Below are 26425 nucleotides of genomic sequence, written 5' to 3' on the forward strand. Positions count from 1 at the left end.
CTGGGCCGATCGGATGACCGGCCCAGTCCCGTCGCGCTGCGCTGATCAGACGCTGTCCTCAATGCAACAGGTCGATCCCCCCATGGGCCAACTGAACGTCGCCACCGCGTCCGGGCTCTCGAATAGTCCGTTCAGCGCATGGATGCCGACGGCGCCCACCGCCGCGGCGATGCCCGCCAGCGCGGCGGCGCGGACCCCGAAGGTGGCCGCAGAGGCCCGCCACCCACCCACGGTGTCAATTCTTGAAAATTCGACGGTTTCGGACGGCCGGGTGAACTCCATGGATTCCGACATTGCACTCCCACTCATCGGTTAACACTTTTCTTACTCGCCCTGCAGTGCGTTACCCGAGATCGCCCTGAATCGATTCGAGCAACAGTACCGAGGGCACGCGATTGGCGAATCCGAGCCGGAGTAATCCGTATCCGATTCCAGCCAGACCATTTAGCAGACCGGGGGTGGGCACCTGCGCCGGGGTGCCGCAATTCGGGCCGTCGCGGGTGATCGCGTCGAGGACCAACCCGGCTGACCTGCGCCGGGTGTCGGCGACGCCCGGAACGCGCGGGGTCAGCGCGGCCACCGCGTCGACCACGCCCAGCTCGCCGCAGCACAGGCTCAGGTCGTGCAGGACCGGCCGGGCGGACAGTTCGCGGACCCACTCGGCCATCCGCGGACCACCGCCGTCGGCCGCGCAGGCGCGCGCCAACAGCAGTCCCGCCGCGCCCGCGCACCATCCCGGCGCGTCCGGCAGCTGGGCGGGAAGCAGGGCGGCGGCCCGCTGGGCGGCCGCGGCGAAGCCGGGTTCGACGGTCTCGGCGTAGCGGGACAGCGCCCACGCCACGCCCGCCATGCCGTCGGCGAACCCGCTGGGCGCGCCTTCCCCGGAGTGCTCGACGAGTTGCGCCAAGCCGTTCGCGCACGACCGCGCCAGCGCCGCGGCCGTGGGCAGGCCCAGTTCGGCGTCGACCGCGCGCATGGCCGCCAGGCAGCCCGCGCCGCCCGTCGCCCAACCAGGGGGTCCGACCGTGGTCGCGGCCAAGTCGACCGCGGTGGCGGCCAGCCGGCGCGCGTCGCTGTCGCCGAGCAGCCGGGCCACTCGCGCGGCGGCGTAGGCGATACCGCCGAAACCGTGCAGTCCGCCCGCACCCACGGCCCCGGCCATCCCGGGCGCGTCGGCGAACCGGTCGACCACGGCCGCGGTGCCGCTGAGCGCCTGCGCGGCCACGTCGGCGTAGCGGTCGACGCCGCTCAACACCGCCAACTGGGCGAGGAACAAGGCGACGCCGGTCGTGCCGCCTGCCAAACCGATGCCCATCGGCAGCACGAGCCATTGCCGGTCGTCGACTAGTTCGAGGCCGATCCAGTTCACCGACTTCTCGCCGACGAACCCGCGGGCGATGATCTGGTCGCCGACCGAGCAGGCCGCGACCAGCAGCCGCTCGACGGGCGCGGCGGTGCCGCGCACCGGTTCGGGCATCGGCCCCGACCCGCTGTGCGGCGCGCCCTGGCGCCGGGTGGCCAGGGTCGCGGCGATGATCCACTCCTGGTCGCGGCGGTCGACCTCGCCGAGCGCGGCCAGTTTCGCCAGCGCGATGGCCAGACCGGGCCGGTCGAGCAGTCCAGGCCAGCGGTCGCCTGCCGAGGTCCACACGTCGGTGCGCGCGGGGCGGGTGGTGAACAGCGGGACGTCGCCCGCCCACAGGTCGGCGGTCTCGGCCGGGCAGAGCCGCCACCGGACCGGGTCGGTCGCCGCGGAAGTCCAGACGGCGTCGAACATCCGGTCGCGCTCCAGCCCGTCGGCGAGCACGTCCGGGTCGGTGGACTCGGCCAGCAGCGCGACGTAGCCGCGGGTCGGGCGGGCGACGACGCGCACCTCCGTGTCGGCGCACGCGCGCAGCAGCGCGGCCACGTCGTCGCGGTGCCGGACGATGGCGTCGTAGCCGAGGCGGAACCCGGTGATCAGCGCCGCTTTGTGGTCGCCCGGCTCGACTTCGCGACCGTCGAGCCGCGGCCGGTTGCGCGCCGCGCGGAACAGCCGACGCCCCTTGACCGGCCGCATCAGGTCGGTCGCCGGGTCGGCCCAGCCCAGCGCGTCGTCGGGCTCCAGCCTGCCCGCGTCCCCGCCGAGGGCGGAGCAGTCCACCGCGCCGTGATCGCCGACGACCAGCACCGGCAGCAGGCAGGTCCGGTAGACCGAGTCCGCGAGCGCGTCGGCGGCGGGGTCGCCCGCCGCGCGGGTCCCGTGGCTGGGGTGGAAAAGCGTCTCCAGATCCACGAGCACCGGGGTGTCACCCGCGGCGATCAGGTTCTGATAGTGCAGGTCCCCGGCGTGGACCACGTGCACGAGCGCGAGCAGCGCACCGAAGCGGCGGTAGAACCGGTCGGCAGCCTCGGCGTCCGGCAGCGGCGCGGCCTCGATGAACTCAAGCCACCCGTAGCCGGGCCGCGCGAGCGCGGCGACACCGCGCAGGCCGAGTCCGGGAACCTGGCCGTTCATCCAGTCGATCATCACGCCGAACCGCAGATGCGCGCCGACATCCCTTGGCCGGTAGACGATCCGGCGGCCGTCGGCGAAGCGCAGGACCGCGACGGACCGGCCGCCCCGGTGGAGATCGCCCTTGCCGATCTCGACGCCCACCAGCGGCCCCGGGTCGACGCCACCGAGGAGTTCGCCGACGATGTCGGCGCGGTCCGTGGCGAAGCGCTCGACCAGTTCGGCGGAGGCGGCCACCGCCGCGTCACACGCTTGGGCGATCACCCTGGCCAGCACCGGATAGCGGCGCAGCACGTCGGCCAAGTCGTCGGGCCGAGCCAACTGGCGCACGAAGTCGGCGAACCGGTCGGCGGGCGTGGCGCCGTCGAGGCGGCCCGCGTCGCGCCGGTCGCCGAGTTCGCGGACCAGGACCCGGGTCGCGAGCCCGACCAGGGCACGGCTGAGGTGGGCGGTGACGTCGGCGACGAACGCGGCCCGGTCAAGATCAGCGCCAGCGAGCCGATCACCCGCGTGGGCCACGAACGGCCGCAGCACGACCGCGAAGGCGTCCCGCCACTCCCCCGGGACGTGGATCTCCCCCTGGGGCGCCGCGCCAAGTGCGTCTTCCACGGTGTCGGCCCAGGTGGGACGCGGCACGCGCGCCGCCAATTCCGCGGCCGGTTCGGCGAGCAACCGGGCCAATCCGGCCTCGTCCAGTCCGTGCTCGGCCAAACGCGCGACGAACATCGCCCGGCCGTCAGGTCCATAGGCCGACCGCCAGGCGTCGAGCCGGGCGTCGGCGACCCCGTCGGGCGGGGCCGCGGCGGCCGGTTCGCCCGCCCGCTCGCGCAGCGCCAGCCCCGGCGCCCACCACCCCGGTGGCAGGGACGAATGGAGCCACTGGCGGCGGCTGGACGGCTGGGAACTCACGAGTCAGGACGGTGTCATGTCGCACCGCCGGTGTCATGGGGGGTAAGCACCCACTTTGTCGGACTCCGCGCAGGTCCGAGCCGGTGCGGGCGGCAGCGGCGCGCGTTCGTTCGATCACTCAGCGCCACCCGCCGGACGCCCGCCCGACGCCCGCCGACCGCCTGCCCGCCCCCTGCCACCGGTCGTGGTCGCTGAGGGGTCGGTGTCCTGCCAGGGAAATTGGGTGCCCGGCTCCCATGTGGCGGCCTCGAACGGACTGCGAACCTTCGCCAGTCATTCGAGCGAAATTGGACTGGACAGCCCGGGCGCAGGGATGAGAGTTGGGACCAATCGGCGTGAAGTGCGCGAGCCTCGCTGAACGTTTCGTCCGCCAGACCGAGACAACACCGGAGTCCGTGGCCCTGGTCTGGGCCGACCGGGAGATCACCTATCGGGAACTGCGCGAGTTGGCCCGCGGCGCCCAGCAGCGGGTGGACCGGCTCGACCTGGCGCCAGACCGGCCGGTTGGCTTGGTGCTGACCAAAACCCCTGAGTCCATCGCGCTGATCCTGGCGCTGCTGGGCGCGGGCCGTTCGTTCCTGCTGCCCTCGGCGACCCTGCCCGAGGCGACGCTCACCACGCTGTTCGCCGCGGCGGACTGCGCGGCCGTGCTGTCCACCGGACCCGACCGCCCCGGCCTGGTCGACCACGCGATCACCGTCGAGCGCGGCACGGGCGAGCTGCGGACCGCGGCCGACCCCGCGTCGGTGTGCTTCATGCTCACCACGTCCGGCTCGACCGGGGTGCCCAAGATCGTCCCACTGACCGGCGGCGCGGTCGCCGCGTTCGCCGACTGGGCGTCGGCCGCGTTCGGCATCGGCCCGGGCCGCTCGGTGCTCAACTACGCGCCGCTCAACTTCGACCTCTGCCTGCTCGACATCTGGACCACGCTCAGCGCGGGCGGCCGGGTGGTGCTCGTCGACCCGGCGCGGGCGACGCTGGCCTCGTACCTGACCGAGGTGCTCGACACCCACCACGTCGACGTCGTGCAGGCCGTCCCGATGTTCTACCAACTGCTCGCCGACCAGGACCGCGCCTACCCCGCCGACACGGTGATCCTCACCGGCGACGCGCTGCCGGTGCGTGCGCTGCCGCGGCTGCGCGAGCAGTTCCCCGCCGCGCGCCTCTACAACGTCTACGGCTGCACCGAGACCAACGACAGCTTCGTGCACGAGGTCACCGGGGACACCTTGGCGGCCGTCCCCATCGGCAAGCCGATCGACGGCGTAGGCGCGGTGATCATCGACGCCGACGGCGCGGAGGTCGTCGGCGAGGGCGTCGGCGAGCTCTACGTCAGCACACCGTTCGCCAGCCGCGGCTACCTCGACCCGGACCAGGCCGCGCTCGCGTTCGGCCCGCACCCCACCGGGGCCGACGACCGGCGGTGGTTCCGCTCCCGCGACATCGTCCGCCGCGACGCCGACGGCACGCTGACCCTGACCGGCCGCAAGGACTTCCACGTCAAGGTGCGTGGCGTCCAGGTCAACACCCAGGAAGTCGAGCGCGCGCTGCTGGCCCACCCCGGGGTGTCCGACGCGGTCGTGCTCGCGGGCGGCGACCCGCTGGGCGGGACCGTGCTGCACGCGGTGGTCCGCCGACAGTCGCCGGGCGGCCCGCACAGCCTCGCGGTCCGGCTGCACTGCGCCGGGCTGCTGCCCACCGCCGCCGTGCCGGGTGTGATCCACCTCGTCGACGAGCCGCTCCCTGTCACCTCGACCGGAAAACCCGACCGAACGCGCATCAAGCGCACCTACCTGGAGGCCCGAGCATGAGTGACAAACTGGTGATCAAGCGGTTCGTGCTGGCGGAGTTCTTGCCAGACGTGCCGGAGAGCGAACTGGCCGACGACCTCGACCTCATTGACAGCGGCGTGATCGACAGCCTCAGCCTGCTCAAGCTGCTGGCGTGGCTGGAGGACCGGTTCGAGCTGCCGATCGACGACATCGAGCTCGACCCGGACAGCCTGCGCACCGTCACCGCGATCACCGAGTTCGTCGACAGAGCACGGTCGGCCGGCGCGGTCGCGAAGTGACCGCCTTACTCACCAGGCTCGTGTCCCGGGACGGCCCGATCGACGTGGCCGCCTGGCACGGGCTCTTCGACCGGCTGGCCGACCGCAGGCTGTACCGCGGCGAGGGCGCCGCCCTCCTCGCGTCGCTGTCCACCGCGATGCCCGACGACGACACGCTCCGCGCGCTGTTCGACTGCCTCGACGAACGCCGCGCCGACCCGGGCGTCGCCTTCCCCGACGCGGTGAACATCGTCGGCACCGGCGGCGGGCCGCGCACGTTCAACGTCTCCACCGCCGCGGCGATCGTGGCCGCGGCGATGGGCGTCAAGGTGGTCAAGACCGGGTCCCGCGCCTACACCAGCAAGCTCGGCTCGGTCGACCTGCTGGAGACGCTGGGCATCCCGCTGACCGAGAGCTTCGCCCACACCGCCGACCGGCTGGAGAAGGTGGGCGTCGCGTTCGCCGGGCCGTTCGTCTACCCGGTGGAGATCGCCATGCTCGCCACCCAGATCGTGCCGCTCGACCTGCGCACGGTCGGCGGGTTCGTCAACCGGGTGGGCCCGTTCCTGGCCGCGATGCCGGTCGGCGCCCAGCTGACCGGGTTCGCCGACGAGCGGATGCTGCCATCGCTGCGGATGCTCGCGACCCGCGCGCCGCGGCGGGTGTGGCTGTGCGGCAACGACTTCGGCGCCGACGAGCTGGTCAGCTGCGCCGACAACTTCGTGCACCCCAACGACGCCAAGGCGTTCCGGCTCCGCTTGGGGTCGGCGGCGCCCGCTGAGGGCACCTTCGACGATCTGCTCCCGTGGTCGGACCCGGTGGAGCAGTTCCAGGCGGTGCTGGCCGGGACCGGACCGGCGGCGGGGGTGCACACCGTGTGCCTCAACGCCGCGGCGCTGGGCCTGCTCAGCGGCCGGTTCACCGAGTGGGCCGACGCGTTCGCCGCGGCCCTGGAAGCCATGCGGGGCGGCGCGGCCACCGAACTGTTGGCGCGTGTGCGCGCGAGCGACCCGGCGGCCGTCCATGCCTGACCGCGCCTTCTTCCCGGGCCGAGGGCCCGCCGACATCGGGCTCGCCCTGTTCCTCAACGCGGGCGATCCCCCGCTGTCGGTGCTCCCCGACCTGCTCCAGATGCTCGACGAGTCCGAAGTGGACTGCCTGGAACTGGCGGTGCCGTTCCCGAACTCGATCACCGACGGACCGGTCATCCGCCAGTCCGCCGACCGCGCTCTCGCCGAGGGCACCGACCTTGACGCCGTGCTCAAGTGCCTGGACTCGGTGCGGCTCCGGCACACCCGGATCGCCCTGCTCGCGGACTGGAGCCACACCGTCCGCCCGCTCGGGCTCCAGGAGTTCGTCGCCACCGTGCGCGACGCGGCGGTCGACGGCCTGCTCGTCCACGGGCTGCCGCCCCTGCGACGTGCCGCCTACCGCGAGGCCACGGCCGAAGCGGGCGTGCAGGTCGTGGCGACCTGCTACCCCCGGTCGGCCTCCGCCGTGCTGACCGAGTCGGCCGCGACCGCCTCGGCCTACCTGTACCTGGTCGCCCACTACGGGCGCACCGGATCCGCGCCCGCGGCGGGGTTCACCCACCTCGGCGCGGTGATCGACGACCTGCGGGACCGGACCGACGCGCCCATCGCGGTCGGGTTCGGGGTCCGCGGGCCCGCCGAGGTCGCCGCGCTCGCGGCCGCCGGAGCCGACGCCGCCGTGGTCGGCAGCGCGGCCGTCGCGGTGGTCGAACGCGCACTGGCCGAACGCCGCGACGCCGTCGAAGACCTCGCCGGGTTCGTCGCGACGCTCAAATCCACTACTACCCAGAGGAGTTAGCCGTGATCGTCCGACAATTGTCCGAAGTGGCCACTGTCGAGTGGGGCAACGGCATCAGCCGCCGGTTCCTGCTGGAGTCCGACGGGATGGGCTACTCGGTCACCGACACGGTGGTGCGCGCGGGCACGAAGTCGCGGCTGGAGTACCGCAGACACCTCGAGGCCTGCTACTGCATCGAGGGTGAGGGCGAGGTCATCGACGCCGACGGCACCTCCCACCCCATCACGCCCGGCACGTTATACGCCCTCGACAAGCACGACGCGCACTTCCTCGTCGCGTCGCCCGAGGCCGACCTGCGCCTGGTGTGCGTGTTCACCCCGGCGCTCGTCGGCGACGAGGTCCACCGGCTCGACTCCGCAGAGTTCTCCCAGTACTGAAACGGGCTGACACGTGATCGAGTGGAGTGAAGAACAGCAGGCCCTGCGCGACGGGGTCGACCAGTGGTGCGCGGCGCTGTCCGCCGACCACGTCGAACTCGACGCGGCGGCCGAGTTCCCCTGGCCCAAGTGGAAGCTGGTGCAGGAGAGCGGCATCGCCGGACTTCCGTTCGAGGAGGAGCACGGCGGTCTCGGCCGCGACCTGCTGACCACGCTCTACGTCCTGGAGGGCCTCGGCCGCGGCTGCCGCGACGCGGGCCTGAGCTTCTCGCTGACGACCCACATGGTCAGCGTGGGCGTCCCGCTGCAGCGGTTCGGCTCGGCCGCGCTGAAGAGCGCGCACCTGCCGAGGATCACCTCCGCCGAGGCGATCGGCGCCCACGCGATCACCGAGCCCGACGGCGGCTCGGACGCGCTGGCGATGCGGACGAAGGCCACGAAGGACGGCACGGACTGGGTGCTCGACGGGAGCAAGACCTTCGTCAGCAACGGCCCCATCGCCGACCTGTTCATGGTCTACGCGCGCAGCCACCCCGCGGGCGGACCCCTTGGCGTGACGACGTTCCTGGTCGAGAAGGACACGCCGGGGCTGCACGTCGGCAAGTCCATCGCCAAGATGGGCCTGCGCACCTCGCCGATCTGCGAGGTGTTCTTCGACGGGTGCCGGGTGCCCGCGACCAACGTCGTGGGCAAGCAGGGCACCGGCTTCCTGGTGCTCGATTACGTGATGAAATGGGAGATCCTCTGCTCGTTCGCCGTCACGCTCGGTGAGATGCGCAACCGCCTGGACCAGTGCGTGGCCTACGCCAAGGAACGCGTCGCGTTCGGCAAGCCGATCGGCTCGTACCAGGCGGTCTCGCACAAGCTCGCCGACATGCTGGTCGGGGTCGAGACCACCGCGAAGTGGCTCTACGACACCGCCGCGAAGTTCGCGGCGGGCAAGAACATCACCACCGACCTGGCCGTCACGAAGCTGGTGGCCAGCGAGTACAACGTCGCCTCCGCGCTCGCCGCGGTGCAGATCCACGGCGGCAACGGCTACATGGCCGAGTACGGCGTCGAGAAGGACCTCCGGAACGCGGTCGCGGGGACCATCTACTCGGGCACCTCGGAGATCCAGCGCAACCGCATCGCGGCGATGCTGGGGGTGGGCCGGTGAGCCAGGAACTGTGGTCCACCGAGTTCCTCGACCACGACTCCCCCGAGGTGCGGGCCCTGGTCGCCAAGACCACCGACCCCGGGATGTCGCCGGTCGCCAAGGCGGTCGCGCTGTACTACGCGGTGCGCGACAAGCTGCGCTACGAGGTGTACGGCGCCGACCTGTCCAGGGCCGGGCTGCGGGCGAGCACGGTGCTGCGTACGGGATCGGGCATGTGCCTGCACAAGTCCGTGGTGTACGCCGCGGCGCTGCGCGCGGTCGGGGTGCCGAGCAGGCTGCGGCTCACCGACGTGCGCAACCACCTCGCCTCCGACCGGCTCCGCACGCTCGTCGGCGGCGACACGTTCACCTACCACTGTCTTGTCTCCCTGCGGCTCGACGACCGCTGGATCACCGCGACCCCGGTGTTCAACAAGACGCTCTGCCGGATGTACCGCATGGCGCCGCTGGAGTTCGACGGCACCGCGGACAGCGTGTACCACCCGTTCGACGTCCACGGCAGGAAGCAGATGGAGTTCGTGCGCACGCACGGCGAGTTCCCGGACCTGCCTTACGACCGCGTCATCGCGGGCCTGCGCGCGGCGCACCCGAAGTTGTTCGACGAGCCGGAGAGATTCGCCGCGGGTTCCCTCGTGGCCGACGTCCACTGACTCTGACATCCGACACGATTGGGGCCAACACAACATGTACGAACAGATCAAGTACCAGCTCGGCGAAGACCAGATCCCCCGCACCTGGTACAACATCGCCGCCGACCTGCCCGACCTGGCGCCGCTGCTGCACCCCGGCACCGGCGAGCCGATCACCGTCGACGACCTGCTCGGCATCATGCCGGAGGCGCTGGCGGTCCAGGAGCTGTCGACCGAGCGGGAGATCGAGATCCCCGAGCCGGTGCGCCAGATCTACGGCCAGTACCGCCCGTCGCCGCTCTTCCGGGCGCGCAGGCTGGAGAAGGCCCTGGGCACCCCGGCGCGGATCTACTACAAGTACGAGGGCGTCAGCCCGGCGGGCAGCCACAAACCGAACACCGCGATCGCCCAGGCTTACTACAACAAGGAAGCCGGGATCACCAAGCTCGCCACCGAGACCGGTGCGGGCCAGTGGGGCTCGTCGCTGGCGCTGGCGGGCGCGCTGTTCGACATCGAGGTCCAGGTGTTCATGGTCAAGGTGAGCTACGGCCAGAAGCCGTACCGCCGCCTGCTCATGGAGACCTACGGCGCGCGCTGCACCCCCAGCCCGAGCCCGGAGACCGAGGTCGGCCGCAACATCCTCGCCGCCGACCCGAACTGCCCCGGCAGCCTCGGCATCGCCACCTCCGAGGCGCTGGAGTTGGTCGTCAACGACCCGACGACCAACTACGCGGGCGGCAGCGTGCTCAACCACGTGCTGCTGCACCAGAGCGTCATCGGCCAGGAGGCCATCGCCCAGTTCGCGCTGGCCGAGGACTACCCGGACATCGTGATCGGCTGCACCGGCGGCGGCAGCAACTTCGGCGGCCTGGCGTTCCCGTTCATCGGCGAGAAGCTGCGCGGCGGCCGGGACGTGCGGGTGATCGCGGCCGAGCCCGCGGCCTGCCCGACGATCACCCAGGGCAAGATGGCCTACGACTTCGGCGACACCGCCGGGCTCACCCCGCTGCTGCGCATGCACACCCTCGGCCACAGCTTCATCCCGCCGTCGGTGCACGCGGGCGGCCTGCGCTACCACGGCATGGCTCCGCTGGTCAGCGCCGTCGTGGACCGCGGCCTGGTCGAGGCGAGGGCCGAGGCGCAGACGCAGTGCTTCAAGGCCGGTCTGACCTTCGCCCGCGCCGAGGGCATCGTGCCCGCGCCCGAGTCGACGCACGCGATCTCGGCGGCCATCACCGAGGCGCTGCGCTGCAAGGAGGAGGGCAAGTCCGAGACGATCGTGTTCGGCCTGTCCGGCCACGGGCACTTCGACCTCGGCTCCTACGGCGCCTACCTCGCCGGTGAGCTGCGCGACGAGGCGTACGACCCGGCGATGGCGGACGCGGCGCTGGCCGAGCTGCCGAACCCGGCAGGCGTGGGTGTCTGAGCGGCGGACCGCGTGCTGGTGAAGATCTGCGGCGCGACCAGCGCCGCCGACGTCGCCGCGCTCGCCGCGGCGGGAGTCGACTTCGTCGGCCTGTGGCACGGGGTCCGCGGCGGCCACGCCGAGTTGAGCGTCGAGGCGCTCGGCTCGCTGGCCGCCGCGGCCACCGCGGCCGGACCGGAGCCCGTGCTGGTCACCCTGGAGTCCGGGGTGGCCGCGGTGCGGGCGGCGGTCGAGCGGTCCGGGGTGCGGTGGGTGCAGCTGCACGGGTACCAGCAGCCGGGCATGGTGCGGGCGCTGCTCGCGGCGTGCCCGGAGGTGGCCGTGCTCAAGGTGCTGCACGTCCGCGGCGACGAGTGCGTCGAACGCGGGCTGCTCCCGGCCTACGAGCGGGCGGGGGTGCGGATGTTCCTGCTCGACACGCTCGGCGCGGACGGCCGGATCGGGAGCACGGCGGTGCCGGTGGACGCGGCCGTGGCCGCTGATGTCCTGGCCGCCGCCACCGTGCCGGTGATGCTCGCGGGCGGTCTCACCGCCGACAACGCCGACCGGTTCCGGCCGCTGCCGGGGCTCGCCGGGATCGACGTGGACACCGGGGCCCGCGACGCCGTGGGCCGGATCGACGCGGCCAAGGTCGCGGCGATCAAGCGCGCCTGGACTGCTCAGACGATCTAGGAGGAGTCAATGGGGTTCATCGAGGCGCTGGTGGCGGGCATGCCGCCGGTGATCGCCGAGATCAAGCCGCGGACGGCCGACGGGGAGGACCTGCTGCGCGGCCGGTCCGCCGCGGCGATCGCCGCGGACTACGTCGACGCGGGCGCGGCCTGTCTGTCGGTGGTGACGGGCAAGTGGTTCGGCGGGACCGTCGAGCTGCTGCGCGAGGTCACCTCGGTGAGCCCGCTTCCGGTGCTGCAAAAGGATTTCATCACCCGCGAGGCCCACATCGGCACCGCGGCGGACGCGGGGGCCGCCGCGGTGCTGCTCACGGCGAAGCTGCTGACCGCGTCGTCGCTGGCGCGGCTGGTGGACGCGGCGCTGGCGCACGGGATGACGCCGTTCGTCGAGGTGGTCGACGAGGCCGAGATCGCCGCGGTGCCGCGGCCGGGCGAGTGTGTGATCGCGGTGAACAACAAGGACATCGGCACGCGTGAGCGCGGCCCGGCCGACTTGCGGCGCGGCGCGGAGTTGCTGCGGGCTGTTGTGGCGACCGGGACGCCGTGTCCGGTCAGCGCCAGCGGGATCGAGCGCCCGGAGCAGGCGGTCGAGATGCTGGCCGCCGGGTATCGGGGGCTGCTCGTGGGCACCGGACTGCTGCGGGCGGACTCCCCCGCCGAGTGGTTCAGCGCGCTCGCCGGAGTCCGGGCATGACCGGGGCGCTGTCCCTTCGGGACGCGGTGGGCGCGGTCGAGTCCGGACCCACGCTGCCCGCCAGCGATGTCGCGGCCCACTTCGTCGAGCACCACGCCGGGCTCCCGGCCACTCCCCTGTCCCGCGACGAACCCGCGCTGCTCTACCAGGTGCCGGGCGCGTCGATGCCGGTGCTGGTGGGTGCGTACGGGGCCGAGAAGCGGGTGTGTGACTGGCTTCCCGGTTTCCCCGACCGCGTCGACGGCGCGGCTGCGCGCAAGCTCGTCGAGGCCGCGGTCGCTCCGGTGACCGTCGTTGATCCCTTGTGCGCCCAGGTCGTGTCGCGTCCCGGCGATCTGACCGCCCTGCCCGCGCTGATCACCACACCCCGCGACGCTGGGCCGTACCTGACCACCGGGCTGGTGTGCGCACGGGACGCCGGTGAGATCGCCATGTCGGTGCACCGCATCCTGATTCTCGACGCCACCCGGCTGGCGATCTGGATGGTCCCGGGCCGCGCGCTGCGGCGGATGCACGAGGCCGCCGGGCGGCTGTCGGTGACCGTGAACATCGGCGCCCCGCCCGCGGCGATGCTCGCCTCGGCGCTGGGCACGGCGTTCCTCCCCGTCGACAAACTCGCGATGGCGGGTGCGTTGGCGGGGGCACCGCTGCGGATCGCCGAGGCCGTCAGCCAGCCCGCGCCGGTCATCGCCGACTCGGAGATCGTGATCGAGGGCTACCTGGACGACAGGGTCGCCGACGAGACGCTCGACGGCCCGCCCGGCGTGTCCCTGCCCGAATTCCTCGGCTATGACGGCGAAGCCCGCACGGGGCTGCCGGTCATCACCGTGACCGCCGTGACCACCCGCCGCGACCCGTGGTTCCACGCGGTGGTCGGCCCCGGCCGGGAGCAGTCGGTGATCCTGGGTTTGGCGGGCGCGTTGTCGGTCGCCCTGTCCGACACCGGTCCACACGGAAACCTGGTACACGACCTGCACTTCGGCGCGGCGGGCGGCGGTATGCTGCTGCTCGCGGTGGCGGTGCGCAAGACGTGCACCGAGGACGACGGCGTGCTGGCCGACATCGCCGAGCGGATCCTGCGGCAGCACTTCTTCGTCAAGCTGGTGGTGTTCACCGACCCGGACGTCGACATCCGCTCACCGGAGGACGTCCTCTGGGCGATCACCACCCGGGCCAACCTCGGCACCGACACCGGGACGTTCTCCGGCTTCCGCCCCCTGCCCGTCGACCCGTCCCACCGCCCAACCTGGCGCGGCGGCTCCGGCGACCGCTCCTTCATCGACGCGACCACCCCGTACGCGTTGCGGCACAAGGTCTTCCGCAGCTTCGGCGGCCCGGCATGAGACTGGTCGTGGGCATCACCGGGGCGACGGGCACGATCATCGGCGTCCGCATCCTGACCGCACTGAGGGAACTGGGCGTCGAGACACACCTGGTGCTCAGCCGGTGGGGCCGCGCGACCCTGGAGATGGAGACCGACCTGACCGCCGCCGACGTGCACGCCATGGCCGACCACGTCCACGGCCCCGGCGACCACTCCGCCGCGATCGCCAGCGGCTCGTTCCGCACCGACGGCATGATCATCGCCCCGTGCAGCATGAAAACCCTCGCCGCGATCCGCACCGGCTACGGCGAGGGCCTGATCCCCCGCGCCGCCGACGTGACACTGAAGGAACGCAGGCGGCTCGTACTCGTCCCGCGTGAGCTGCCGCTGTCGGAGATCCACCTGGAGAACATGCTCGCGCTGACCCGAATGGGCGCGGTGATGGCCGCGCCGATGCCCGCCTTCTACACCCGCCCGGAAACCATTGACGACCTCATCACCCACATCGTCGCCCGCATCCTGGACCAGTTCGACCTCGACCTCCCGGACGCCGTCCGGTGGACCGGCCCACCGAACCGCGCCTAGGCACACCACATCAAGGCTTACCGCGCAAGCCTTTCCAACACCTCACGCGCCGTCGCCACGACGAGATCGACCTTGTAACCGGTCTCCCGCAACGGCGTCGCGCCCTCCGCACACGCCTGGCTGACGCGCTCGATCGTCGGCTCGTCGAGCCGGGCGCCCCGCAGCAATTCCTCGGCCGCGCGGGCGCGGAGCGGGACGGTGGCCACGCCGCCGAGGCCGATGCCGCAGTCGGCGACCAGACCGTCGGCGTCCAACCGGACGCGCGCTACCGCCTCCACCAACGGCCACTCCGCCTCGAACCGGCTGATAGCGCGGAAGTACGCCGCCCGCTCCGGCCACGGGGCGGGCAAGCGGACCGACGCGACGATCTCGCCGTCGGGCAGTTGGTGGTCGCGCGTCGGGTCCACCCCGTCACCCAGCAGTGCGGCGACCGTCAACTCCGTACCGGAGGCGAGAGTCACGGACGCGTCATAGGTCAGCAGGGCCATGGCCAGCGACGACGGGTGCGGGTGGACGCACGCCGAGTTGTCGAACACCACGCCGTACAGGTGGCGGCCGGTGCGGGACGGGCAGGTGTCGCCGCCGGACTTGTGGCAGCGGAGGTCAGGGTGGCGGTAGTACCAGCAGCGGGTGCGCTGCAGCAGGTTCCCGCCGATGGTGCCGACCGCGCGGATCTGGGGTGTGGCAAGGGAGCCCGCCGTAAGAGCCAGGGCCGGGTAGTCAGCGCGGAGTTCACGCGCGACGACCGCGATCGGGGTCCCGGCGCCCACCGTGACGCCGTCGGCGTCGCGGGTGATGCCTGCGAAACCCGGGACTCCGGTGAGGTCGACGATGTCCGGCTGGAGGTTGTGGCTGCGCAGCCGTTCCTGGAGGTCGGTGCCGCCCGCGCGAAGCACCGCGCCGTCGGGGATTGGCGTGTCCAGGCTGCCGAGGAAGGTGATCATCGCAAGCCCTCCAGCACGCGGTCGGGGCGGACCGGAAGCGTCGTCGGCCGCCAGCCGGTGGCGTTGAAGATCGCGTTGCCGACGGACGCGGCCGGGCTGATCGTGGCGACCTCCCCCAAGCCAACCCCGCCGCCCGGCACCCGGTCCCAGCCGTCCTCGTGGAAGTGGATGGTGATCTCCGGGGTGTCGCCGAGCTGCGGGACGCGGTAGTCCTCGAGGTTCGCGGTCAGGGTGAGGCCGGTGTGCGGGTCGAGGATCTGGTTCTCGTACAGCGCCAGCCCGACGCCTTGGATGATCGAGCCCTCGCACTGGCTGCGCGCGAGTTCGGGCACGTGTGGGCGCCCGGTGGCGATGCCGCCGTGCACGGTCAGCACGCGCGTCTTCCCGGTCCGGGTGTCGACCTCCACCTCGGTGACGTGGACCGCCCCGGTGAACCCGCGGCCGACCTGGATCTCGCTCATCGTCACCGGCACCGCGCGCAGGCCGCGGTCGCCGCCGCGCTTGGCGGTGGCCGACGCGCCGTTGTGCGCCGCGGTGACGGGCCCACCGATCTCGGCGAGCAGCTTCTTGGCCGCGTCACGCGCGGCGGGCCACAGCGACACGGTGGTCCGGCTGCCGCCCGACGCCGGGCCGTGCGGGGTGGTGGCCGTCGACCGGCCGAGCCGCACCGTCACCTGCTCCGGTGCGATCCCGAACACCTCGGCGACCGCCCTGGCCACGACCGTCCGGCTGCCCGTGCCCATGTCCTGGCAGGCGCACGTGGCCACGAGCCCGCCGTCCTCGATCGACACGGCGACCTCGACGCCGGGGTCGACGAAGTACATCCAGTTGGCCGCGGCGATGCCGACCCCGCGCCGGAACCGGCCGGTCTGGCTGCCGGTCACCGGCCGGTCGCGCCACACGGCCAGGCCCGCCGCCCACGTGTAGAGGCCCTGGCGGCGCTGATTGCCGTCCCACTGCTGCCGCAGTTCCAGCGGATTCCGGCCGAGCTTGTGCGCCAGCGCGTCGACGGTCTGTTCGAGCGCCCACGCGGCGACCGGCCCACCCGGGCCGCGGAACGGCGCGCCCGGCGGCGCGTTGGTGACAATGTCGGTGTCCCGGGCCAGCCGCGGCGTCCGCTGGTAGACCAGCATGCACAGCGCGGCGACCGACGTGCCGATGGCGACGCCCGCGTGGCTCTCCGTGTCGACGATCATGGCCTGGACGTCGCGTTTGTCGTCGACCAGCAGCGCGGTCCTGGTGCGCGACCCCGGCCGGTTGCCGGTCGCGGTCAGCTCCTCGGCCCGGCTCAGCACGAGCCGCACCGGCCGCCTGCTCTGCCTGCTCAGCTCGATGGCGGCGACGGTGTCCGGCCCGACGGTCAGCTTGGCCCCGAACCCGCCCCCGACGTACTCCGCGTTGACCTCCACCTGCTCGGGGCGCAGCTCGTAGCGCTTGGCGACCTCCCGCGCGATCATCTCGACCCCCTGCGTGCTCACCCACAGGCGGAGCAGCTCCGGGTCGGACCAGTCGGCGACGGTCGCGTGCGGCTCGAAGCTGGTGTGCAGCTGCGGGTGGGTCTCGAACTCCAGCTCGACCAGCCCGGCGTCTCCGGCCGCGCGCGCGTCCTTGACTCGGTGCCGTGCCGCCGTGGCGCGGTACCGGATGGAATTGGGCCCGCGAACGTTGCCGTGCCAGCTCACCGGCAGCGGCGACCCGCCCTCCCCGGACATCGGCGCCGTCTTACGTTCAGCGCGGCCCGCGTAGACCAGCGGCGCGCCGTCCGACTTGGCCAGTTCCGGGTCGAGGACGAACGGCAGCCGCTTGACCGCCATCGTCACGTCGGCGGCGAACTGCCGCGCGTGTGCCAGGGTCTCGGCCGCGACCGCCGCGATCGGCTGCCCGGCCCACCGCACCCGCCGGTCCTCCGGCAGCAGCTCCACCGCGTAGGGCGCCGCACCGAAGGCGATGTCGCCGATCTCGGCCGCGGCCGTGGTCGACCGGACGATCACCGCGTGCAGCATGTCGGGAAGCTGGACATCGGCGGTGTAGACGGCCTCGCCGGTCACCTTCTCCGGGCCGTCGACCCGCACGATGACGTCCGGCCCCTCGTCGTGCTCACCCCGGCACGCCGCCGCCACCGCCCGGTAGATGCCCGCGTACGCCCCGCAGCGGCACAGGTGGCCCGCGAGGGCCTCGGCGATCGTGGCCCGGTCGGGTTCCGCGGTCCCGTGCTCGGCCCGCCACCGCTCGACGAAGGCGGCCGCGTCGACGATGAACCCGGGCGTGCAGTACCCGCACTGCAGCCCGTCGTGGGCGAGGAACGCGCGTTGCACCGGGTGTAGCGCCCCCGGGGACCCGATCCCCTCGACCGTGGTCACCTCGGCGTCGCGCATCGCGGTCGCCGGGAGCAGGCAGCTGGCCACGGGCGTCTCACCGAGCCGGACCGTGCACGCCCCGCACACCCCGCCCCCGCACACCAGCTTGGTGCCGGTCAGGCCGAAGCGGTCGCGGATCACCTCGGCCGCGCTCTCGCCGCCGTCGAGGTCGACGGTCCTGGCCTCGCCGTTGATCTTCGTGCCGATCGTGACCATGGCTCCTCCGCGGTGGACTTGCCGGACCCCCCGACGCTACGACCCCGCGCACGGCTCGGCACGCCGGGCGCGGGTCCTTCGGTCCTGGCGTGGCTCGCCCGAACGGAGCAGTGTGTCCCGTGGCGGACGGGGGCGCCACTGCCCAGGCGGCCGGACGGCACGCGCCCGGCTGGGAAACCCTTGGAGGCTGCCATGGCAGACGTAATGATCAGCAATCTGGAACGCGACGGTGAGGTCCGGCCCTTCCAGGCCCACGGGAAGGCCGTGCTCGGCAGCGCGGGCGGCATCACGCTCGGGATGGGCACGTTCGAGCCGGGCTGGCGGTGGTCGGAGGACGTCAAGCCGCTCGTCGGCGGCGACAGCTGCCAGGTGCACCACCTCGGCTACGTGTTGTCCGGCTCGATGGGCATCCGGCTGGAGGACGGCACCGAAGTGCAGGTCAACGCCGGTGACCTGATGGACATCCCGCCGGGTCACGACGCGTGGGTGGTCGGCGACCAGAACTGCGTCACCCTCGACGCGTCACCGGAGGCGGGCAACTACGCCAAGGGCGCGGGCCAGCGGGTGGCGCCGTACGACGACGCCAACGACGCCGCCGTGCACACCGGCTACGCCGCGTTCAACAACCAGGACATCGAGACGCTGAAGGGGATCCTCTCCCCCGACTGCACCCAGCACGTCTCCGGCCGAAGCCAGATCGCGGGCGACTACAGCGGCATCGACGCCGTACTCGGCTACTACGGCAAGCTCGCGGAGCTCACACAGGGCAAGTTCCGCGCCGACCTGCTCGAAACCCACAGCGACGGCAAGGACCACGTCGTCGCGATCCACCAGATCACCGCGACCCGCAACGGCGTCACCCGCGTCAGCCGCGGCTCGATCCTGTTCACCTTCGAGGGCGGCCGCGCCAAGGACCTGCGCGAACTGCACGCCGACCAGGCAGGCGACGACGCGTTCTTCGCCTGAGCCGCAGGGGACGTGACATCCCGTCCGCGGGGATGTCACGTCCCCGTCCTCACAGCCCCATGTCCTTGGCGATGATCGTCTTCATCACCTCGCTGGTGCCGCCGAAGATGCGGTTGACCCGGTTGTCGGCGTAGAGGCGGGTGATCGGGTACTCGTTGATGTAGCCGTACCCGCCGTGCAGCTGCAGGCACCGGTCGATCACCCGGCTGGCCGCCTCGGTGGCGAACAACTTGACCGACGCGGCGTCGGCGGCGGTGAGGTCGTCGGCGTCGTGGGCCTCCAGGGCGCGGTCGACGACGGCCTCCAACGCGTCCACCTCGGCCTTGCACGCGGCCAGCTCGAACTTGGTGTTCTGGAACGCCGCCACCGGCTTGCCGAACACCTCGCGCTGACTCACGTAGTCCTGGGCGAACCGGACCGCCGCCTTGGCCTGCGCGTACGCGGCGAAGGCGATGCTGAGGCGCTCGCGCGGCAGGTTCTGGCCGAGATAGGCGAAGCCCTCGTTCTCCGCGCCGAGCAGGTCCTCGACGGGCACCTTGACGTCGGTGAACGACAGCTCCGCGGTGTCGGAGACGCGCAGCCCCAGCTTGTCGAGCTTGCGGCCGACCGCGTAGCCGTCGGACTTGGTGTCGACCACGAGCAGCGAGATGCCGAACCGCCGGTCCCGCTCCGACGGCGGCGCGGTCCGGGCGCAGACGATGACGCGGTCGGCGTGGACGCCGCCGGTGATGAACGTCTTGGCGCCGTTGAGGACGTAGTGCGTGCCGTCGGCGGAGAGCTTGGCCGTCGTGCGCATCCCGGCGAGGTCGGACCCGGTGCCGGGCTCGGTCATCGCGATGGCGAACATAGTCCGGCCGGACACGAAGTCGGGCAGCCAGCGCTTCTTCTGCTCCTCGGTGCCGTAGGCGAGCAGGTACGGCAGGCACAGCGCGACGTGCACGCTGCTGCCGCCGAAGCTCACCCCGGCGCGGGTGAGTTCCTCGGTGATGACGGCCTCGTACTTGAACGTCGACTCGCCCGCGCCGCCGAACTCCTCCGGCACCTCGATGCCGAACACGCCCAGGTCGCCGAGCTTGTGGTACAGCTCGCGGGGCACGAGCCCCGCGGCGAGCCAGTCGTCGTAGTCGGGCACGACCTCGGCGTCGATGAAGGCGCGGACCGTCTGCCGGAACGCCTCGTGGTCTTCGGTGAAAACGTTGCGTCGCATGGGTTTCCTTCGATCCTTCAGTCGGCCAGGCGCAGGACGAGCTTGCCGGTGTTGGCGCCGTCGAACAGCTTGCGCAGCGCGGCCGGGAACGCGTCGACACCGCCGTCGACCACGTCCTCGCGCGCGATCAGCCTGCCGTCGGCGATCCAGCCCGCGAGTTCCTTCGCGGCCTCCCGGAAGCGGCCCGCGTAGTCGAACACGACGAACCCCTCCATCCTGGCCCGCGCGACGAGCAGCTGCAGGTAGTTCGCCGGTCCGCGCACCTCGGTGGTCGCGTTGTACTGGGAGATCGCGCCGCAGATGACGACCCGGGCGCCGCGGGCGAGGCGGGCCAGCACGGTGTCGAGCATCTCGCCGCCGACGTTGTCGAAGTACACGTCGACGCCCTTGGGCGCGTGCTCGCGCAGCGCGGCCTTGAGGTCTTCGGACTTGTAGTCGATCGCGGCGTCGAAGCCGAGTTCGTCGACCAGCCAGCGGCACTTCTCCGCGCCGCCCGCGATGCCGATGACCCGGCAGCCGTTGATCTTGGCGATCTGGCCGACGAGCGACCCGGTCGCGCCCGCCGCGCCGGACACCACGACCGTGTCGCCCGGCTTGGGCGCGCCGACGTCGAGGAGTCCGAAGTAGGCGGTCATCCCGGACATGCCCAGCGCGCCGAGCCAGCGGGCGGCCGGGGCGAGGTCGAGGTCGAGGGGCAGCAGGTCGTCGCCGCGGAGGAGGGCGTACTCCTGCACGCCGGTCGCGCCGGAGACGTAGGTGCCCTCGGCGAACCGCGCGTCACCGGACGCGACCACCCGGCCGACGCCTGCGGCCCGCATCACCTCGTCGATGCCGACCGGCGGGATGTAGGAGCGCACGTCGTTCATCCAGCCGCGCATCGCCGGGTCCAGCGAGAGGAGCAGGACCTGGACCAGCACCTCGCCGTCGCCCGGCGTCGCGACCGGTTCCTCGGTGACCCGCCACGAGCTGTCGTCGGGCAGTCCGACCGGGCGGGCGGCGAGGCGGATCTGACGGTTGGTCGTCGGCACTACAGGCTCCCTGGCTTGAATTGAGACATCTTCCGTCAGATGCACTATATTCCTCTCCTGTGCAGACCACCAACGCGGGCCGCCGCCCTGTCGGCCGCCCGGCCGCCGCCACCAGGGAGCAGGTGCTCGGCGCCGCGCGGCTGGCGTTCGTCGAGGGCAGGCGAATCGAGGTGCGCGCGATCGCCGCCGAGTTCGGCGCGTCCCGGGCCACGATGTACCGGTGGTTCGGCTCGCGGGAGGGCCTGCTCGCCGAGGTGGTCCTCGGCGAGATGGCGGCCCTGTTCGCCCGGGCGGACGCGCGGGCACGCGGCCGGGGCGCCGACCGGGTGCTGGACACGCTGGAGACGGTCAACCGGCGGCTGATCGACAACGCGCCCCTGCGGTCGTTCCTCGCGCTGGAGCCCTCGGGCCTGCAAATGCTGACGTCGAGTTCGGGTCTGGTGCACCCCGGCGTGGTCGCGATCGCCGCGGCCTACCTCGACCGCGTCGCCACCGAGGACGACTTCCGCCCGCCGATCGAGCTGACGACGCTGGCCTACGCCGTGGTCCGGCTCAGCGAGGCGTTCGTCCACGACGACTCCCCCGCGGGCATGCGCCACGAGATCGGCAGGCTGCGCGAGGTGCACAGCGCGCTGCTCGGAATCGCCCGATAATCCGGTGGAACACCCCGGCGCCGTGGGTCCAGACTCGGGCCCGTGATCGACGCCGAACTCGTCCGCGCCCTGATCCGCGACCAGTTTCCCCAGTGGGCCGAGCTGCCCGTCGAGCCGGTGGCTCGCCAGGGCTGGGACAACCGTACCTTCCGGCTCGGCGATGAGCTGTCGGTGCGCCTGCCCAGCGCCGAAGGCTATGTCGCGGGCGTCGCCAAGGAGGACCGGTACCTGCCGGTCCTGGCTGAGCACCTGCCGTTGCCGGTCCCGGCACCGGTCGCCACCGGCCGTCCCGCGTGCGGTTACCCGTTCCCCTGGTCCGTCCGGCGCTGGCTGCCCGGGGACACCCTCGCCGACGCCACCGACATCGACCGGCTCGGCCTGGCGCACGACCTCGGCGCCTTCCTGACCGCGCTCCGGCGGATCCCGACCGACCAGGGCCCCGCCTGCGGCAGGCACTCCTTCTTCCGCGGCTGCCACCCCAGCGCCTACAGCGACGAGGTCGAGCAAGCCATCGGCGAACTCGGCGACGCCGTCGACGGAGCCGTGTGCCGGGCCGTCTGGGCGGAGGCGATGCCGTCAGCCTGGCCGTCGGCGCCGACCTGGTTCCACGGCGACGTCGCCGTCGGCAACCTGCTGGCACAGCACGGCAAGCTGTCCGCGGTGATCGACTTCGGCACGTCCGGCGTCGGCGATCCCGCCTGCGACCTGGTGATGGCGTGGACCTACTTCACCGGGGACGAGCGCAAGGTCTTCCAGGCCGCGGTCGACCTGCCCGACGACACCTGGCGCCGTGCCCGCGGCTGGGCCCTGTGGAAGGCGCTGGTGACCATGCCGGGTCCGTCCGGCCCCGACCCCGTCCGGGCCCAGGAGGTCGCCGAGATCCTGGCCGACCCCATGAGCAATTCATAAGGCGCCCGGTGTTCTGGTCCTGTGCGAAAAATGTGGTCCTCAGCCTGATCCACCGCGATAGGAGCCCACGATGCGCAAGACCAAGAAGTTCTTAACGGTCCTGGGAATCTCCGCGGGCCTGGCGATCGCCGGGCCCGCACTCGCCGCCGCCGACCCGGAGCCGATCATGGCCGACGGCTGCGTCTACGCGGGCCAGAACTACAGCGACGGCGCGGTCGTCAAGGTCGGGGACCTCTACATCCAGTGCAGCAACGGAAGCTGGTCACGGATCAACTACTGAGCGCAGGCTCCCGGGAACCCGCTGGATTTCCAGCGGGTTCCTGTCGTCTCGGCCCTAGACTCTGCCCGCCAGCACTGGATCTGGGGAGGGTGCCGTGCCTCGTGGGGAACGCCGACTCGACGGTGAGGACTCCGCGTTAGTCAGGTTCGCGGTCGATCTGCGCAGGCTGCGGGAGAAGGCTGGTTCGCCGAGCTACCGCGAACTGGCGCGGCGCGCCCATTACTCGTCGACGACGTTGTCCGACGCCGCGAGCGGGCGGCAGCTGCCGACGCTGGCCGTGGCGCTGGCGTACGTGCGCGCGTGCGAGGGCGCGATCGACGAGTGGGAGTCGCGGTGGCGGGAAGTGGCCGCCGAGTTGAGCGCGGACCCCGTCCCGGCCGACGCGGTGGCGCCCTACGTGGGGCTGGCCGCGCTGGGACCGCAGGACGCCGACCGGTTCCACGGCCGGTCCACGCTGCTCGACGACCTCGCCGACCGGGTGGCGCGCGGCCGGTTCGTCGCGGTGGTCGGGGCGTCCGGGGTCGGCAAGTCGTCGCTGTTGCGGGCCGGGCTGATCGCGCGGGTGCGGGCCGAGGGGCGCACGGCGGTGCTGATGACACCGGGTCCGCGTCCGATGGCCGGGCTCACCGCGAAGCTCGACGGTCTCCCGGCGGACTCGCTGCTGGTGATCGACCAGTTCGAGGAACTCTTCACCCTCTGCCAGGACCGGGACGAACGGGTGCGGTTCCTCGAGGCGATCGGCCAGACCCGCGTGGTCATCGGGCTGAGGGCCGACTTCGTCGCGCACTGCGCCGACCATCCCGAGCTGCTGTCGGCGATGACGGACGCCCAGGTCATGGTCGGCGCGATGTCGACGGAGGAACTGCGGCACATGGTCGTCGCGCCCGCGACCAGGCTGGGCTACACGGTCGAGGACGCGCTGGTGGAGGCGATCGTCGCCGAGGCGGCGGGCCGGGCGGCGGTGCTGCCGCTGGTCTCGCACGCGCTGCTGGAGACCTGGCGGCGGCGGAACGGCGGCGTCCTCACCCTGGCCGACTACCGGGCCGCGGGCGGCATCCGGGGCGCGCTCGCCCAGACCGCCGAGGCGTGCTACTCGGCGCTGAGCGAACGGCGGCAATGCCTTGCGCGGGAACTGTTCCTGCGCCTGACGGCGTTCGGCGAGGGCACCGAGGACACCAAGCGCCGGATCTCCCGCGACGAACTCGACACCACCGACCCGGACACGACAGCCGTGCTGGCCACCGTCGCCGACGCGCGCCTGATCACCCTCGACGAGTCCACAGTGGAGTTGACGCACGACGCGCTCATCACCGCGTGGCCCCGGCTGCACCAGTGGCTTGCCGCAGACCGCGACGGCCTCCGCGTCCACCGCAAGCTCACCGAGGCGACCCACACCTGGCAGTCACTCGACCAGGACCCGGGCGTGCTCTACCGGGGCGCGCAGCTGACGATCGCCCGTGAGTGGGTCGCCGCGGGGCGGGTCCTGAACCCGGCGGAGCTGGCGTTCCTGGACGCGGGAATCGACCTGGAGGCCCGCGAACTGCGCGCGGCGGCCCGGCGGGACCGCCAGCTGCGGTTCCTCACCGTCGGCCTGGTCGTGCTGCTGCTGGTCGCCATCGGGCTCACGGTCGTCGCCTTCGAGCAGCGCGGGCAGGCCGTGGAGATGCGGCAGACCGCGATCTCCCGGCAGCTCGCGACCCAGGCCCAGACCCTGGCGGATTCCCAGCCTGGGTGGCGATGCTCTTGAGCGTGCAGGCGTACCGCACGGCGCCGACCGCCGAGGCGCGCGCCGCGGTCCTGGGGATGTCGACCCGCGCGGCCTACCGGACGGAGTTCAGCGCCCACACCAGCCCGGTGTCGGAGCTGGCGTTCACCCCGGACGGCCGGTCCGTCGTCACCGCGAGCGCTGACCACACGATGGGCATGTGGGATGCGCGGACCGGCTCGCGGATGACTCACCTCACCGAGCACGACACCTGGCTGCGCGCGCTCGCGGTCAGCCCCGACGGCACCATCCTGGCCAGCGGCGGGGATGACCACGACGTCGTGCTGTGGCACAGGGCCAGCGGCGTCCGGACCGCGACGCTGACCGGGCATTCGGGCACGGTCAAGGAGACCGCGTTCAGCCCGGACGGCAAGCTGCTCGCCACGGCGGGCGCGAACGACGAGGTGATCCTTTGGGATCTCGCGCGCAACCAGCCGCTCGGGACGCTGACCGGCCACGGCGGCACGGTCAACAGTGTGGCGTTCAGCCACGACGGCCGCGTCCTCGCCGCCGCGGGCGAGGGGCGGACGATCGTGCTGTGGGACGTCGCGACCCGCTCCCCCATCCGCACCCTCACCGGACACACCGACGTGGTGAACAAGGTGGCCTTCGACCGCGGCGGGACCTACCTGGCGTCGACGGGCCGCGACTCCACCGTGCGGCTCTGGCGCGCGGACGGCACCCCGGTAGCCACTTTGACCGGGCATGAGGGGTCGGTCATGGCGCTGGCGTTCAGCCCGGACGGCGGCACCCTCGCCAGCGCGGGCGGCGACACCGTCGTGCGGCTGTGGGACGTCCGCCACCAGCGGCTCCGGACCACGCTCGCGGGCCACACCGCCAACGTCTACGCGCTCGCGTTCAGCCCGGACCGCTCGACGCTGGCCTCGGCGGGTGAACACGGTTCGGTCATCCTGTGGGACACCGACCGCGCCACGCTGACCGGCCACGCCGACGACGGCGTCAACGACCTCGCGTTCACCCGGGACGGCACCCTGCTCGCGGTGGCGTCCGGGACCGAGACCGCGCTGTGGGACACCGCGACCCGCACCCGGCGCGCTGTCCTCGCCTGCGCGTCGAGGGTCGACGCGGTCGCGTTCAGCCCGGACGGGCGGATGGTCGCCACGGCCGACGAAGGCGGGAAGGTCACGCTGTGGAGTGCCGACGGCGAGCTGATCACGCAGCTCGCGGGGCACACGGCGGCCGTGCTCGACGTCGAGTTCTCACCGGACGGCCGGACGCTCGTGACGAGCGGCGCCGACGTGACCGCGATCGTGTGGGACGTGTCGACCCGGGCCAAGGTCGCCAGCCTCACCAGCCAACTGGGCGCGATCAACGGCGTGGCGTTCAGCCCTGACGGCCGCACCCTGGCCACGACCAGCCACGACCACACCACCGTGCTGTGGAACGTCGCCGACTGGTCGCCGCGTGCCCGCCTCGCCGGGCACACCGGGTGGGTGCGGACCGCGGTGTTCAGCCCGGACGGCCGGGTGGTCGCGACCGCGAGCCACGACCAGACGGTCATGCTGTGGGACGCGGCGACCGGTGCCCAGCAGGCCAGACTCGCGGGCCACGTCGACGCGGTGTTCGACGGGATCGCTTGGCAGCCGGACGGTTCGACGCTGGCGTTCACCGGCGCCGATCACACGGTGACGCTGTGGGACACGCGCGGCGGGCAGCTGACTCGTCTGGCCGGGCACACCAAGCCGGTGCGCGCGGTCGCGTTCAGCCCCGACGGCCGGACGCTGGCCACCGCGGGCGACGACCAGACGGTGAACCTGTGGGACACCGACCCCGACCGGGCCGTCGACCTCGTCTGCGACCGGATCGGGCGCGACCTCACACCGGACGAGTGGCGCCAGTTCGCGCCGGACCTGCCCCACCAGCGGGTCTGCGGCTGATCAGTTGTCCGGAAGTTGATGTCCGGTCCCCCAAGTCCCAGACCGGACAACCGG

Annotated in this window: 24 protein-coding genes; 18 read left to right on the forward strand and 6 right to left on the reverse strand. The window is 72.4% G+C overall.

Annotated elements, in window-relative coordinates; translation table 11 throughout:
- Window positions 1–45: 45 nt before the first annotated feature.
- Both ACSHT8_RS07085 and ACSHT8_RS07090 read right to left on the reverse strand, forming a co-directional pair.
- The gene (locus ACSHT8_RS07085) at window positions 46–282 is read right to left on the reverse strand and encodes a hypothetical protein (protein ID WP_436498880.1); all 237 of its coding nucleotides are present in this window, start codon (window positions 280–282) and stop codon (window positions 46–48) included.
- A gap of 61 nt (window positions 283–343) precedes the next feature.
- The gene (locus ACSHT8_RS07090; RefSeq protein ID WP_436498882.1) at window positions 344–3403 is read right to left on the reverse strand and encodes a type 2 lanthipeptide synthetase LanM family protein; all 3060 of its coding nucleotides are present in this window, start codon (window positions 3401–3403) and stop codon (window positions 344–346) included.
- Window positions 3404–3723: 320 nt separating this feature from the next.
- Between ACSHT8_RS07090 and ACSHT8_RS07095 the strand changes: the two genes are divergently transcribed.
- From ACSHT8_RS07095 to ACSHT8_RS07150, 12 genes are read left to right on the forward strand one after another with little or no spacing between them, the layout of a single operon-like run.
- Entirely contained in the window at window positions 3724–5214 is a 1491-nt protein-coding gene (locus tag ACSHT8_RS07095; RefSeq protein ID WP_436498884.1) for an AMP-binding protein, read from the forward strand.
- The gene (locus ACSHT8_RS07100) at window positions 5211–5474 is read left to right on the forward strand and encodes a phosphopantetheine-binding protein (protein ID WP_436498886.1); all 264 of its coding nucleotides are present in this window, start codon (window positions 5211–5213) and stop codon (window positions 5472–5474) included. Before ACSHT8_RS07095 ends, ACSHT8_RS07100 begins: the two co-directional genes overlap by 4 nt.
- Window positions 5471–6484: a hypothetical protein gene (locus tag ACSHT8_RS07105; protein WP_436498888.1), complete on the forward strand. Its 1014-nt coding sequence runs from the start codon at window positions 5471–5473 to the stop codon at window positions 6482–6484. Before ACSHT8_RS07100 ends, ACSHT8_RS07105 begins: the two co-directional genes overlap by 4 nt.
- Window positions 6477–7283 (forward strand): tryptophan synthase subunit alpha, encoded by an 807-nt coding sequence (gene trpA / locus ACSHT8_RS07110; RefSeq protein WP_436498890.1) that lies wholly within the window; start codon window positions 6477–6479, stop codon window positions 7281–7283. The genes ACSHT8_RS07105 and trpA overlap by 8 nt, the downstream gene beginning before the upstream one ends.
- A gap of 2 nt (window positions 7284–7285) precedes the next feature.
- Window positions 7286–7660: an ectoine synthase gene (locus tag ACSHT8_RS07115; RefSeq protein WP_436498892.1), complete on the forward strand. Its 375-nt coding sequence runs from the start codon at window positions 7286–7288 to the stop codon at window positions 7658–7660.
- A 13-nt stretch (window positions 7661–7673) separates the two neighbouring features.
- A complete protein-coding gene (locus tag ACSHT8_RS07120; RefSeq protein ID WP_436498894.1) occupies window positions 7674–8819 on the forward strand; it encodes an acyl-CoA dehydrogenase family protein in 1146 nt (381 codons plus the stop codon).
- A complete protein-coding gene (locus tag ACSHT8_RS07125; protein ID WP_436498896.1) occupies window positions 8816–9469 on the forward strand; it encodes a transglutaminase-like domain-containing protein in 654 nt (217 codons plus the stop codon). The genes ACSHT8_RS07120 and ACSHT8_RS07125 overlap by 4 nt, the downstream gene beginning before the upstream one ends.
- A gap of 34 nt (window positions 9470–9503) precedes the next feature.
- Window positions 9504–10874, forward strand: a complete 1371-nt coding sequence (locus ACSHT8_RS07130; protein ID WP_436498898.1) for a TrpB-like pyridoxal phosphate-dependent enzyme — start codon at window positions 9504–9506, stop codon at window positions 10872–10874.
- A 12-nt stretch (window positions 10875–10886) separates the two neighbouring features.
- The gene (locus ACSHT8_RS07135; protein ID WP_436498900.1) at window positions 10887–11546 is read left to right on the forward strand and encodes a hypothetical protein; all 660 of its coding nucleotides are present in this window, start codon (window positions 10887–10889) and stop codon (window positions 11544–11546) included.
- Between the two features lie 9 nt (window positions 11547–11555).
- Window positions 11556–12239, forward strand: a complete 684-nt coding sequence (locus ACSHT8_RS07140; RefSeq protein ID WP_436498902.1) for a hypothetical protein — start codon at window positions 11556–11558, stop codon at window positions 12237–12239.
- Window positions 12236–13582, forward strand: coding sequence for a UbiD family decarboxylase domain-containing protein (locus tag ACSHT8_RS07145; protein WP_436498904.1), 1347 nt, complete (start codon window positions 12236–12238; stop codon window positions 13580–13582). The genes ACSHT8_RS07140 and ACSHT8_RS07145 overlap by 4 nt, the downstream gene beginning before the upstream one ends.
- Window positions 13579–14148, forward strand: a complete 570-nt coding sequence (locus ACSHT8_RS07150) for a UbiX family flavin prenyltransferase (RefSeq protein WP_436498906.1) — start codon at window positions 13579–13581, stop codon at window positions 14146–14148. The genes ACSHT8_RS07145 and ACSHT8_RS07150 overlap by 4 nt, the downstream gene beginning before the upstream one ends.
- Window positions 14149–14165: 17 nt before the next feature.
- Here the strand turns inward: ACSHT8_RS07150 and ACSHT8_RS07155 are convergent, their stop codons facing one another.
- On the reverse strand, window positions 14166–15092 hold the full coding sequence (locus tag ACSHT8_RS07155) for an FAD binding domain-containing protein (protein ID WP_436498908.1): 927 nt from the start codon (window positions 15090–15092) through the stop codon (window positions 14166–14168).
- Window positions 15089–17665 carry a molybdopterin-dependent oxidoreductase gene (locus ACSHT8_RS07160; protein ID WP_436498910.1) on the reverse strand — a complete coding sequence of 859 codons (2577 nt, stop codon included), beginning with the start codon at window positions 17663–17665 and terminating at the stop codon, window positions 15089–15091. Before ACSHT8_RS07160 ends, ACSHT8_RS07155 begins: the two co-directional genes overlap by 4 nt.
- Before the next feature lie 192 nt (window positions 17666–17857).
- On the opposite strand from ACSHT8_RS07160, the gene ACSHT8_RS07165 reads away from it, so the two are divergent.
- Window positions 17858–18631 (forward strand): nuclear transport factor 2 family protein, encoded by a 774-nt coding sequence (locus tag ACSHT8_RS07165; protein ID WP_436498912.1) that lies wholly within the window; start codon window positions 17858–17860, stop codon window positions 18629–18631.
- A 49-nt stretch (window positions 18632–18680) separates the two neighbouring features.
- On the opposite strand, the gene ACSHT8_RS07170 is transcribed toward ACSHT8_RS07165, so the two are convergent.
- Window positions 18681–19838 carry an acyl-CoA dehydrogenase family protein gene (locus ACSHT8_RS07170; RefSeq protein WP_436498914.1) on the reverse strand — a complete coding sequence of 386 codons (1158 nt, stop codon included), beginning with the start codon at window positions 19836–19838 and terminating at the stop codon, window positions 18681–18683.
- A gap of 17 nt (window positions 19839–19855) precedes the next feature.
- A complete protein-coding gene (locus ACSHT8_RS07175) occupies window positions 19856–20866 on the reverse strand; it encodes an NADP-dependent oxidoreductase (protein ID WP_436498916.1) in 1011 nt (336 codons plus the stop codon).
- A 59-nt stretch (window positions 20867–20925) separates the two neighbouring features.
- On the opposite strand from ACSHT8_RS07175, the gene ACSHT8_RS07180 reads away from it, so the two are divergent.
- From ACSHT8_RS07180 to ACSHT8_RS07200, 5 genes are all read left to right on the forward strand, one after another.
- Window positions 20926–21519: a QsdR family transcriptional regulator gene (locus tag ACSHT8_RS07180; protein WP_436498918.1), complete on the forward strand. Its 594-nt coding sequence runs from the start codon at window positions 20926–20928 to the stop codon at window positions 21517–21519.
- Between the two features lie 42 nt (window positions 21520–21561).
- Window positions 21562–22428, forward strand: a complete 867-nt coding sequence (locus ACSHT8_RS07185) for an aminoglycoside phosphotransferase family protein (protein ID WP_436498920.1) — start codon at window positions 21562–21564, stop codon at window positions 22426–22428.
- A gap of 70 nt (window positions 22429–22498) precedes the next feature.
- Window positions 22499–22708 carry a DUF1496 domain-containing protein gene (locus ACSHT8_RS07190; protein WP_436498922.1) on the forward strand — a complete coding sequence of 70 codons (210 nt, stop codon included), beginning with the start codon at window positions 22499–22501 and terminating at the stop codon, window positions 22706–22708.
- 94 nt (window positions 22709–22802) lie between these two features.
- Window positions 22803–24455: an nSTAND1 domain-containing NTPase gene (locus ACSHT8_RS07195; RefSeq protein WP_436498924.1), complete on the forward strand. Its 1653-nt coding sequence runs from the start codon at window positions 22803–22805 to the stop codon at window positions 24453–24455.
- Window positions 24446–26371 (forward strand): hypothetical protein, encoded by a 1926-nt coding sequence (locus ACSHT8_RS07200; protein WP_436498926.1) that lies wholly within the window; start codon window positions 24446–24448, stop codon window positions 26369–26371. The genes ACSHT8_RS07195 and ACSHT8_RS07200 overlap by 10 nt, the downstream gene beginning before the upstream one ends.
- Window positions 26372–26425: the final 54 nt, after the last annotated feature.

Source organism: Actinokineospora sp. HUAS TT18 (genome assembly GCF_051364635.1).
In the GTDB taxonomy this organism is placed as follows: Bacteria; Actinomycetota; Actinomycetes; order Mycobacteriales; family Pseudonocardiaceae; genus Actinokineospora.